We start from the raw sequence: 10,069 nt of genomic DNA, 5'->3' as shown, positions 1-10,069 counted from the left end.
ATCCACGACCGCAGGAAGGCCGTCGGCACCGAGATGCGGACAATGCCCCGGGACGCCTCGGCGACCTTCATCCGGCCGAACCAGCTAGAATAGACCTCGGCTCCCAAGCGCGCCTTCAGCTGGGTCTTGACCCGCTCGAACTTCTGTTCCGCGTCGCTGGATGCCACCATGTCGCCCCCTCCGACAAAAGTTGCTTGAAATGGGAGTTCGCTCGTTAGCTCCCTTTCGATGCCGCTCTGCATGACCGCGTTCCTTGCCTGTTTGTACCTGTTTTCCGCCGGGGATGCGCCTCCTGCATCCATGTTTCCGGCGACCGTATCTTCGCTGCGACACTGCCACCGCCGCTGGTGGTGAATGCCGCCTCGTTCTACACAAGGGACCGGTCCCGGCCCTTGCAAGCCGGGTCGTTTTTCTGAACAAGGCAAAGCTCTACCGCCCGGCGAAAACGCCGGCGCGCCATCGACCTGCCATGTAAAAATTACGCCAGTCCCCTACCCGCATCGAAAAGACAAATCAAACCCGTTCGCGGAATTGCTCCACGTCATGAATTCTGCCATTTTGTGGTGGCCAATTCAGGCTGGGTTTGGGGGCCAAGAGCCCGTCCCTTCGATGGATGGACATTACCGAAATCGCTGTGGATAGGGCAAGGCCACGACTAACGGATTTTTAACGAATCTGGTTAGCGGAGGCGGGTCTGCAACAGGTGCCGCAACGGCATATTTTGACAAAGCCATTGTGATTCAAACCCTTTTCCGGCGAATATGAAAAAGGCCACCCGGCAGGAAATTTTCTGAAATAATTCGCTTGACAGCTACTTGTCCCCCGCAGCTCGAACTCGATGTGAACAAGCTGTGGGTCACCGTCTGCAAGTGACTGAAATGTATGGATAATTTCTGACAGCTGAATCTGGGTGCGCACCCGCTTTCGACATAACGGAATATCAGTGCGCATGTATATGCCGGCAAAACAATCTGGATTTTGAAATCCAGCCCGGATGCGATCTCCGGGCGTTCTTTTTAAGTACTTGCCGGCAAACGAAAAAACCCGGCGTCATCCGCCGGGTTCGAAGAACGCTAGTCTAGGGTAGGCGTATCAGGCGGTCAGTACCTTGACCCGGTGCGCCAGCCGCGAAACCTTGCGCGATGCCGTGTTCTTGTGGATCACGCCCTTGGTCGCGGCGCGCATCAATTCCGGCTCGGCGGCCTTGAAGGCGGCGAGTGCCGCGGCCTTGTCGCCCGAGGCCAGCGCCTCTTCGACCTGGCGCACATAGGTGCGGACGCGCGAGCGGCGGTTCTTGTTGATCGCGGCGCGGCGGGCGATCTTGCGCGTTGCCTTTTTGGCCGAGGAGGTATTGGCCATGATGCCTCTCTTCTGATCTGGTGGGCGCCAGCAGTATCGCAGGGCGCAAAAAACAAACGGGCAGCCACAGGCCGCCTCGGTTGGTGCGGCTTATAGTTCAGCTTTTCCGGCGCGTCAACGCCGCTTTGCCTTCTTTTTGAGGCTGGCGCCCGGCCATCTTATCGATTGGTGAAATTGGGCTTCCGCTTCTCGGCGAAGGCCGCCATGCCTTCCTTCTGGTCGTCCAGCGCAAACAGCGAATGGAACAGCCGCCGCTCGAACCGCAAACCCTCCGCAAGCGTCGTCTCATAGGCCCGGTTGACGGCCTCTTTCGTCATCATCACAGAGGGCAGCGAGAATTCCGCTATCTTTGCCGCGGCCTTCAGCGCCTCCTCGACGAGGTCGCCGGCGGGCACGACTCGCGAGACCAGCCCGCAGCGCTCTGCCTCCGCCGCATCCATCATCCGCCCCGTCAGGCACATATCCATGGCCTTCGACTTGCCGACGAACCGGGTCAGCCGCTGCGATCCGCCCATGCCGGGCATCACGCCGAGCGTGATCTCGGGCTGGCCGAACCTTGCGGTGTCCGCGGCGATGATGAAATCGCACATCATTGCCAGTTCGCAGCCGCCGCCAAGGGCGTAACCCGCGACCGCCGCGATGATCGGCTTTCGCACGCGCGTAAGTTCCTCCCAGCCGACGAAGAAGTCCTGCGTGTAGGCATCGACGAAGGCGATCGACTGCATCTGCTTGATGTCGGCGCCCGCGGCGAAGGCCTTCTCGGAACCGGTGATGACGATCGCGCCGATGCCGGGGTCGGCGCCGAACCCGTTCACCGCCTCGACCGCTTCTCTCATGACCTCGGTGTTCAGTGCATTGAGCGCCTTCGGCCGGTTCAGCGTGATCAGCCCGACCTTGCCGCGCGTCTCCACGATGATGGTTTCATAGGTCATGGCATCGCCTCCTCGTTCCGATTGAGGAGATCGGTCTAGCTCACCGCTGACAGGTCCGGCAATAGAAGGTCGAGCGGCCGCTCTGCACGATGCGCTCGACGTGGCCGCCGCAGCCAGGCTTCGGGCATGGCTCGCCTTCGCGGTCGTAGACGGCGAAGGAATGCTGGAAATAGCCGAGCGACCCGTCGGTCTGCACATAGTCGCGCAGCGACGATCCGCCGGCGGCGATCGCATCGGCGATGACCGACCGGATCGCCTCGGCCAGCCGTTCGGCCTGCTCGCTGGCCTTCTTGCCGGCCTTGGCGATGGTGCCTGCTTCGCGCAGCGGCGACAGGCCGGCGCGCCACAGCGCTTCGGACACATAGATATTGCCGAGCCCGGCGATCAGCCGCTGGTCGAGAAGCGCTGCCTTCAACGGCGATCTGCGGCCCTTGAGCAGCGAGGCGAGCAGGGCGCCGTCCAGCGCATTGCCTGTCGGCTCGACGCCCAGGCCGGTCAGCATCGGATGGGTATCGGGCACGCCTTCGGCGAACAGCATGAAGCCGAAACGGCGCGGATCATTGAAGATCACGCGCGAGCGGGCGCCCGCGGCCGTCTCGACATCGAAAACGACATGGTCGTGCGTGGAACTCTTCGACCGCTCGTGATGGAAGGTGCCTGGCGTCTCGTTGTCATCGGCGGCTTCGATGCGGAACGAGCCCGACATGCCGAGATGGCAGATCAGCACCGGGCCGCCATCCACATGCATGGTCAGGTATTTGGCGCGACGGCCGAGCGCGGTGATGGTTTTGCCGGTCAGGCGTTCGGAGAAACGCGCGGGAAATGGAAACCTGAGATCGGGCCGGCGCGCCTCGACCCTGACCAGGCGAGCGCCTTCCAGGACCGGCTGCAGCCCGCGCCGGACGGTTTCGACCTCAGGCAGTTCGGGCATGACCGCCGATCGCTCTAAGGAAGGAGGTGCCGTGACGGCCGGGCGCCAGCCCGAGATGCTCGGCGACGGTCTCGCCGATATCCGCGAAGGTCGGCCTGAGGCCGACGTCGCCGCCTGACAGCCCCGGTCCGGTGCCGATCACCGGGATGCGCTCGCGCGTATGGTCGGTGCCGCGCCAGGTCGGATCGTTGCCATGGTCGGCGGTGAGGATGAGCAGGTCGCCTTGCCGCAGTTTCGCCAGCGCTTCGGGCAGGCGCCGGTCGAACGCCTCCAGCGCCGCGGCATAGCCGGCGACATCGCGCCGGTGGCCGAACTCGGTGTCGAAATCGACGAAATTGGCAAACACCAGGTCGCCGTCGTCGGCATCGTCCATCGCGCCGAGCGCTTTGTCGAACATCGCCATGTTGCCGGCGGCCTTGCGCACCTCCGAGATGCCGCGAGGCGCGAAGATGTCACCGATCTTGCCGACCGCGATGACCTTGCTGCCGCGCCCCGTCAGCCGGTCTAGCAGCGTCGGTTCGGGTGGCGGCACGGCATAGTCGCGGCGGTTATATGTCCGTTCGAAGGTGGCGACGGTTTCCCCGACAAAAGGCCGCGCGATTACCCGGCCGATGTTCAGCGGATCGGCCAGCCTGCGCACCGTCTTGCAGAATTCGTAGAGCCGTTCGAGGCCGAAATGCGTTTCGTGGGCGGCGATCTGCAGCACGGAATCGACCGAGGTGTAGCAGATCGGCTTGCCGGTCCGGATATGCTCCTCGCCGAACCGCTCGATGATCTCGATTCCTCCCGCGTGGCAATCGCCCAGAATGCCGGGCACCTTTCCCTCGCTGATCATCGCCGCGGTCAGTTCGGCCGGAAAGGCGGGCACCGTCTGCGGGAAATAACCCCAGTCGAAACGCACCGGCAGGCCGGCTATCTCCCAGTGGCCGGACGGCGTGTCCTTGCCGCTCGACACTTCTTGCGCCGCGCCATGGAAAGCCGCCGCGATCGGCGCCGTGCCGCCATTGCCGAAGCGGAACCCCGTCGCGGTTTCCGCCGCGCCCGCCAGCCCAAGCGAGACCATGTTGGGCAGGGCGAGCGGTCCCTTGCGCAGGCCCTCGCGATCCGCGCGCCCCTCGGCGCAGGCGAGCGCGATGTGACCGAACGTGTCGGCGCCGGCATCGCCATAGCGTTCGGCATCGGCGGCGCCGCCGATGCCGAACGAGTCGAGGACAAAGAGGAAAGCGCGCGCCATCAAAGGGGTCATTGTTGCCTGTCTGCGGGTCCAGACATAGGGTTCCGCATCGCCATTGGCAATTCGGAAACCAAACGGCAACCGCTCGGCGCGATAGTCGGGCGAGACGGGATGCCGGTACGGGCGGGGCAGGGATGGGAAGGCGCGGCGGATTTTCGGCAAGGCCTGCCTGCATGGCTGCTTTGGCATTGCTGGCCGCGTCCTGGCCGGATACGGCCAGCGCCGATTGGCGCGACGACATCGGCACATTCCGCGTCGGCATCGTCGCCGAACCTGGAGCCGGCAACGCCGTTCCGGGCCTGGCGCTGCTCACCGACGCCTACACCAAGGCACTCGGCATGAAGGTCGAGTTTGTCGTCGCCCGCGACTACCGGGCGCTGATCGAGGCGCAGGTGGAGGGACGGATTCAGTATGCCGTCTATTCAGCCGTCGCCTATGCGACCGCGTCCGAGCGCTGCGGCTGCGTCGAGCCGCTGGTGGCGCCGGTCGATACCGATGGCGCCGCCGGCATCCGCTCGCTCCTTGTGACGCGCGACGGCAAGGTGCCGGATCTCGCGGCCATGCCGGGCCATCGCATCGCCATGGCGCCTGCCGACAGCGTCGGCGGCTCGCTTTTGCCGCTCGCCGGCCTGACGGCGGCAGGCGTCGGGATCACCGAGGATTCACCCTATCTGCTGCATGCCGGCTCGGCGGCCGCCGCCGAGGCAATGCTGGTCGACGGGCAGGCCGATGCTTTGTTCGGCTGGGAAACGGCGCTGGCGGACGGCAATCCGGCCGCGGCCGACAGTCCGCCGGCCCTTCCGGCAGGCCAGCCGGCCGGCACGGGCGACCAGCCGGCCGATCCGAACGGCACGATGGCGCGGCTTGAGGCGGCGGGTGTTTCGAAGGCGGCGCTGCGGATCGTGTGGACGTCAGGCCTGCTCAGATACGGCCCGCATGCCGTGCGCAGCGATCTCGATCCCGAGGCCAAGCGCCGGCTCACCGTGTTTCTCACCAACCTGAAGTCGATGACGCCCGATGTCTACGATCTTCTGGAGACGACGCATTCGGGCGGCTTCACCGTCGCCTCGCAAAAGGACTATGCGATGGCGGCTGCGATCGTGCGCATGGTGTCGGGCAAAGAGGGCGGGCAATAATCCGGGGCGAAGCGGCGCCGTGCAATTCTCAGCAGTCGCTGCAAGGGATCGTCGTGCTCCGGCGCGGCCGCAGATAGTAGGTCTCGCTCATCGAAATGTGGCTGAAAGCCGAGGTCAGCCCAAGCCGCTCTTTGCTGTCCGCCGCCCAGGTGATGATCGGCTCATAGGCGAGGTCGCTCTCGACGCGGATGAGGAAGGTGCCCTTGACGTTGAGCGCGGTGGGAATCGTGGTGGTGCTGGTCTTCGCGGCATCGGCGCTGGTGGCCCCGTTGAGCAGCTTGCGCGACCAGACGACCTGCACCTTAGGCGTCGTATCGGTGGTGACCTCTATCGCCGTGATGACGATCTTGGGATCCGACCGGTTGTAGGGCTTCAGGGTCGAGTTGCCGATCTTCATGATCGCATCGAGATCGGCCTTGGTGATGGTGTTCTGCTGGGTGACGAGGTCCGCCACCATGCTGCCGATGCGGCTGACCTTCTTGCTGGTCTCGATGGCCTGGGAGGCCTCCATGGTCACGAAATACATCACGAGCAGCAGCGGCACGATGAAGGCAAACTCGATCGCCGCGATGCCGCGGCGATCGGCGCCAAACCGCACCGCTCGTGTCCAGACCGCCAAAATTCCCCGATGTGCCCCCGCACGATACATGCCCTTACCCCCGTTTTGCCGAAGCATGCCCGCAATCTCAGTTGTCGAACGGCTCGTTCTGCCACGTCACGGACGCGAAGTGCAGCGCGGTGCCGTCGGTCATATTGGTCATCGACTTGGACATGAAGTCGGTCATGACCGGCCATTTGTAGAAGACGCGCAACATGTTCTTCGTTTCCGCCAGCCCGGGCGATACGCCGAAAGCCGTCGAGTTCGCGCCTTGAGTCAGCACGATCTGGTTGTTCACGATCTTGTAGCTCGCCGTAGCGGCGTCCGCGAAGGTCGCATATTCGCGCAAGTCCACGGATAGTCCCGGGCACTTGTTGGCGACAATGATTTCCAGCTTGGCGCAGATCATGTCCTGCAACTTGGTGCCGCTCACGTCGGCCGGCCTCAGCTGGCCGGTGCGCAACTTGCGGGCGATGTCGTCGGTGATGTTGGCCATCACTTCCTGGCCGGCAAATGAAATGCAGCTTTCGAGGATGGCGAAGACGAGGAGGGCGAAAGGCAAGGCAAGCATCGCGAATTCCATCGCCGTGCTGCCGCGCCGATCACCAAGAAAGCGGGCGCGGAGCCGTGTCCACCCGTTGCCGCGATTGTCGTCCTCGGGCGCTCGCTTCCTGTTCATGCCCACTCCCTGCCGATCCTTGTGATGTCGGCCGGGACATTAACGAAAACCCATTGAAGCCCGGTTTGGATGACCGTTAAATTCGTCGAAGCGCCGTTAGCCGGCCGCTAACCGTAGTCGCCGAAAAGGCGGGCAGCTCAGTGGCCGGCGCTCATCTCGGCTTCCGAGGCCTTCTCGCTGTCGCTCTTGTAGGAGCTTTCGCAATACGGGGTGCAGGACATGGTCTGGATTTCGGAGCGCCTGTAGATTCTGACCGAGGATGCATCCTGCCGCACGACGGTGACCTGTTCGTCGATGATCGGGCTGCCGTCCTGGTCGAGGACGACCAGATTGGTGACGCCGAATCCCTTGCCGGTCAGCACGATGGTCGAGGCATCCTGCACGGAGGCGTCTGCAATCGCCGGATTGCCGATGACGATGGTGTCGGCCGAACGGGACAGCTTGACGATCTTGGCCTGGTTCATGGTGACTTCGATGCCGGGCCCAGCCTTGGCCGGCAGGACGAAGGCAGCGGCGGCGACAAGCACGGCAACTGGAAACGACGATCTCAACCCGGTCATCTGGACGCTCCAAGGCGGCAAACTGTTCAACGGAACATGAACGAGATTGGTGAACCAACGGTTAAGCCCGTGCTCAGCACGATTAAGGCCGGCGTTCGACTGCCTGCCGCGGCGGGCGATGGCCCTCCCTGCGACAGTCGCCGGGAATCCGCCTCTGCCGCTGCTTTGCGGGCGGCGAGGCGGCTCGCCGGTACTTTAGCTGACGGTTAACCAAGCAACGGGTTCGAGACCGGAAAGGAATCGGTAAGGCTGTTTATTAAGCCGATCGAAAGGCCTTCTCCCTAGATTGGCAGCATCCGATCAACCGGCAAGAGAAGTTGACGGAAGTGCTGTAACACGTGGAGTAGGAGCTCTCGAATGTCTAACCTCATTGCACGTTTTGTGAAGAACGAGTCCGGTGCGACCGCCATCGAATATGGCTTGATCGCCGCTCTCATCGCGCTCGCCATCATGGTCGGCGCCGGCGCCCTCGGCAATGCGCTGAACAACAAGTTCGACGCCATCGCCAACAAGGTTGAAGGTTCCTGATACCTGAAGCGAATTAGCTTCTTCAAGGGAAAGGGCCGCCTCTTCTGGCGGCCCTTTTTTCGTCATTCACGTTTTCATCAAGCCGGGCGATTTTGACTGGCCCGCCTCATCAATCGTTAATCGAACATGCCTAGGCTGCACTGGCTAGAACTCGACCGCAGGCACCGCGCCCATGCTTGAAGCCCTCATCTTCGTCGTCTTTCCGTTCTGCATGCTGTTTGCCGCGATCTCCGACATGCTGTCGATGACGATCGCCAATCGCGTGTCGGTGCTGCTGGTGGTGGTCTTTGCCTTGGTGGCGCCGCTGACGGGGATGGATTGGGCCGCCTATGGCTGGCATTTCGCGGCGGGCTTCCTGGTGCTGGCCGTGACCTTTGGCCTGTTCGCGCTCGGCGGCATGGGCGGCGGCGATGCCAAGCTGCTGGCCGCCACCGCGCTGTGGATGGGCTTCAACATCCATCTTGTCGAATACCTGGTGATTTCGACCTTCATCGGCGGGCTGCTGACGGTCGCCATCCTTGCTTACCGGAAATCGGCACTGGCGGACTTTACCGGGCACAATCCCTTCCTGCGCCATTTCGCCGACCAGACGACCGGCGTTCCCTACGGCATCGCGCTGGGCATCGGCGGTCTGATCGTCTTTCCGGATTCTCCGCTCATGGTATGGGCGCTGGAAAGGCTGGCCGCCTAGCCCCTTGCCATCGCGCGTACGAGTTATCCGGTTTTGGACTGGGCGGCTTGGCCGCCCTTTTCGCATCCCGGAGGGCGGTTCGTTCTAATTTATGTAAACCTTAAATTAATCACGATCGTAAGCATTGCATTAACCTTGTTTTGACGATTGCGGCTGCAAAGTCCGCCCTGGCTAGGTGGTTTGCCATAGGCGAGGGTTCGGACAGATGCCAGCATCCCGACTTATAATACTGAGCGTGGCGGTGGCCGCGGCGGGCGGCGCGGGTTATGTCGCGAAGAACATGGTGGCGGTTCCGCCGCCCCGGGTCGTCGTCGATAGCCCCCAGGCGCCGGCCATAGCGCTGCAGGACGTGCTCGTCCTGTCCGGCGATGTCGCCATGGGCAGCCCGCTGGAGAACAACATCAGCTGGGAGTCGTGGCCGGCCGACGGCATCAACGCGAATTTCATCACCCGCGCCGCGGAGCCCGATGCCGTGGACAAGCTGAAGGGCTCCGTTGCCCGCGTGGCGATGTACACGGGCGAGCCGCTCAGGCGCTCCAAGCTGATCGGCGAGGGCCAGAGCTTCATGTCGTCGATCCTGCCCAGCGGCATGCGCGCCGTCGCCACCGCGATATCGGCCGACACATCAGCCGGCGGCTTCATCCTCCCCAATGATTTCGTCGACGTGATCATGACCCGCCGTTCCGACACCGGAACGGGCGGCAGCGGGTTCACCACCGAGACCATCCTGAAGAACATCCGCGTCCTGGCGATCGACCAGACCATCCAGGAGGATGAGGAAGGCAAGAAGACCAGGGTCGGTCAGACCGCCACGCTTGAGCTGTCGCCGCAGCAGGCCGAAATCATCACGGTCGCGCAGCAGATGGCCGATCGCCTGACCCTGGCGCTGCGTCCGATCACGGACGCTCACGAAAAGAATCTGGGCGAGGCCGACTATCTCGTTTCCGGCAACGGCCGGCGCGGCACGGTGCGGATGATCAAGTCGGGCGAAGTTTCCGAAGTGGGAGCAAGGAAATGAGGCTAAAGGGTAAACTGCCCTTCATGGCGGCAGCGGCGATCGGCCTGTTCCTGCTCGGCACCAACGCGCCCGGCATGGTCGAGGCGAAGGCCGCGAACCGGAACGCCCAGGTGTCGGCGTCCACCGCCACACAACGCGTCAAGCTCGGTCTCAACAAGTCGGTGGTCATCGACCTGCCGAGCGATGCCTATGACATCCTGGTCGCCAATCCCGCGGTCGCCGATGCGGTCACCCGCACCGCGCGGCGCATCTATCTGTTCGGCAAGGCCGTGGGCGAGACCAACATTTTTGTCTTCGGCCCCAATGGCGAGCAGATCGTCAGCCTCGATCTGGCGGTCGAACGCGACGTCGCCGGGCTGGAGGACTACCTCAAGCGCTTCCTGCCGACGTCCGAGATCAAGGT

The 10,069-nt window shown here is 63.4% G+C and carries 13 protein-coding genes; 5 read left to right on the top strand and 8 right to left on the bottom strand.

From position 1 onward, the window contains the following. From EN738_RS24220 to EN738_RS24200, 5 genes are all read right to left on the bottom strand, one after another. Window positions 1–242: DnaA N-terminal domain-containing protein (locus EN738_RS24220; protein ID WP_281034324.1), on the bottom strand; the 242-nt coding region annotated here is incomplete at its 3' end. 850 nt (window positions 243–1,092) lie between these two features. Continuing rightward, window positions 1,093–1,359, bottom strand: a complete 267-nt coding sequence (rpsT, locus tag EN738_RS24215; protein ID WP_127285914.1) for a 30S ribosomal protein S20 — start codon at window positions 1,357–1,359, stop codon at window positions 1,093–1,095. Between the two features lie 158 nt (window positions 1,360–1,517). Beyond that, window positions 1,518–2,291 carry an enoyl-CoA hydratase gene (locus EN738_RS24210; protein ID WP_127285913.1) on the bottom strand — a complete coding sequence of 258 codons (774 nt, stop codon included), beginning with the start codon at window positions 2,289–2,291 and terminating at the stop codon, window positions 1,518–1,520. A gap of 40 nt (window positions 2,292–2,331) precedes the next feature. Then, window positions 2,332–3,222 (bottom strand): bifunctional DNA-formamidopyrimidine glycosylase/DNA-(apurinic or apyrimidinic site) lyase, encoded by an 891-nt coding sequence (gene mutM, locus EN738_RS24205; RefSeq protein WP_127285912.1) that lies wholly within the window; start codon window positions 3,220–3,222, stop codon window positions 2,332–2,334. After that, window positions 3,206–4,456, bottom strand: coding sequence for a phosphopentomutase (locus EN738_RS24200; protein WP_127285911.1), 1,251 nt, complete (start codon window positions 4,454–4,456; stop codon window positions 3,206–3,208). The genes mutM and EN738_RS24200 overlap by 17 nt, the downstream gene beginning before the upstream one ends. A gap of 173 nt (window positions 4,457–4,629) precedes the next feature. Here EN738_RS24200 and EN738_RS24195 point away from each other — a divergent pair, with 173 nt between their 5' ends. Next, on the top strand, window positions 4,630–5,592 hold the full coding sequence (locus EN738_RS24195; protein WP_127285910.1) for a PhnD/SsuA/transferrin family substrate-binding protein: 963 nt from the start codon (window positions 4,630–4,632) through the stop codon (window positions 5,590–5,592). Window positions 5,593–5,620: 28 nt separating this feature from the next. On the opposite strand, the gene EN738_RS24190 is transcribed toward EN738_RS24195, so the two are convergent. The 3 genes from EN738_RS24190 to EN738_RS24180 form a co-directional block, all read right to left on the bottom strand. Then, window positions 5,621–6,241, bottom strand: coding sequence for a TadE/TadG family type IV pilus assembly protein (locus EN738_RS24190; protein ID WP_127285909.1), 621 nt, complete (start codon window positions 6,239–6,241; stop codon window positions 5,621–5,623). Between the two features lie 37 nt (window positions 6,242–6,278). Then, window positions 6,279–6,869, bottom strand: coding sequence for a TadE/TadG family type IV pilus assembly protein (locus EN738_RS24185; RefSeq protein WP_127285908.1), 591 nt, complete (start codon window positions 6,867–6,869; stop codon window positions 6,279–6,281). 137 nt (window positions 6,870–7,006) lie between these two features. Then, window positions 7,007–7,429 carry a pilus assembly protein N-terminal domain-containing protein gene (locus tag EN738_RS24180; protein WP_127285907.1) on the bottom strand — a complete coding sequence of 141 codons (423 nt, stop codon included), beginning with the start codon at window positions 7,427–7,429 and terminating at the stop codon, window positions 7,007–7,009. Between the two features lie 357 nt (window positions 7,430–7,786). Between EN738_RS24180 and EN738_RS24175 the strand changes: the two genes are divergently transcribed. The 4 genes from EN738_RS24175 to EN738_RS24160 all read left to right on the top strand — a co-directional run. Beyond that, the gene (locus EN738_RS24175) at window positions 7,787–7,957 is read left to right on the top strand and encodes a Flp family type IVb pilin (RefSeq protein WP_127285906.1); all 171 of its coding nucleotides are present in this window, start codon (window positions 7,787–7,789) and stop codon (window positions 7,955–7,957) included. Between the two features lie 172 nt (window positions 7,958–8,129). Then, the gene (locus EN738_RS24170; protein WP_127285905.1) at window positions 8,130–8,648 is read left to right on the top strand and encodes a prepilin peptidase; all 519 of its coding nucleotides are present in this window, start codon (window positions 8,130–8,132) and stop codon (window positions 8,646–8,648) included. A gap of 205 nt (window positions 8,649–8,853) precedes the next feature. After that, window positions 8,854–9,666 carry a Flp pilus assembly protein CpaB gene (gene cpaB / locus EN738_RS24165; RefSeq protein WP_127285904.1) on the top strand — a complete coding sequence of 271 codons (813 nt, stop codon included), beginning with the start codon at window positions 8,854–8,856 and terminating at the stop codon, window positions 9,664–9,666. Beyond that, a partial coding sequence (locus EN738_RS24160) for a pilus assembly protein N-terminal domain-containing protein (RefSeq protein WP_189605950.1) occupies window positions 9,663–10,069 on the top strand: 407 nt, incomplete at its 3' end. The genes cpaB and EN738_RS24160, both read left to right, overlap by 4 nt.

The organism is Mesorhizobium sp. M4B.F.Ca.ET.017.02.2.1 (genome assembly GCF_003998955.1).
Classification (GTDB): Bacteria; Pseudomonadota; Alphaproteobacteria; order Rhizobiales; family Rhizobiaceae; genus Mesorhizobium; species Mesorhizobium abyssinicae.
The sequence above is the reverse complement of the archived record's forward strand: the minus strand, read 5'-3'. Positions and strand labels throughout refer to the sequence as shown.

Excerpts from the sequence above, each read along its gene's own strand:
- rpsT (WP_127285914.1), bottom strand. The coding sequence starts at position 1,359 with ATGGCCAATACCTCCTCGGCCAAAAAGGCAACGCGCAAGATCGCCCGC.
- EN738_RS24210 (WP_127285913.1), bottom strand. The coding sequence starts at position 2,291 with ATGACCTATGAAACCATCATCGTGGAGACGCGCGGCAAGGTCGGGCTG.
- mutM (WP_127285912.1), bottom strand. The coding sequence starts at position 3,222 with ATGCCCGAACTGCCTGAGGTCGAAACCGTCCGGCGCGGGCTGCAGCCG.
- EN738_RS24200 (WP_127285911.1), bottom strand. The coding sequence starts at position 4,456 with ATGGCGCGCGCTTTCCTCTTTGTCCTCGACTCGTTCGGCATCGGCGGC.
- EN738_RS24195 (WP_127285910.1), top strand. The coding sequence starts at position 4,630 with ATGGCTGCTTTGGCATTGCTGGCCGCGTCCTGGCCGGATACGGCCAGC.
- EN738_RS24190 (WP_127285909.1), bottom strand. The coding sequence starts at position 6,241 with ATGTATCGTGCGGGGGCACATCGGGGAATTTTGGCGGTCTGGACACGA.
- EN738_RS24185 (WP_127285908.1), bottom strand. The coding sequence starts at position 6,869 with ATGAACAGGAAGCGAGCGCCCGAGGACGACAATCGCGGCAACGGGTGG.
- EN738_RS24180 (WP_127285907.1), bottom strand. The coding sequence starts at position 7,429 with ATGACCGGGTTGAGATCGTCGTTTCCAGTTGCCGTGCTTGTCGCCGCC.
- EN738_RS24175 (WP_127285906.1), top strand. The coding sequence starts at position 7,787 with ATGTCTAACCTCATTGCACGTTTTGTGAAGAACGAGTCCGGTGCGACC.
- EN738_RS24170 (WP_127285905.1), top strand. The coding sequence starts at position 8,130 with ATGCTTGAAGCCCTCATCTTCGTCGTCTTTCCGTTCTGCATGCTGTTT.
- cpaB (WP_127285904.1), top strand. The coding sequence starts at position 8,854 with ATGCCAGCATCCCGACTTATAATACTGAGCGTGGCGGTGGCCGCGGCG.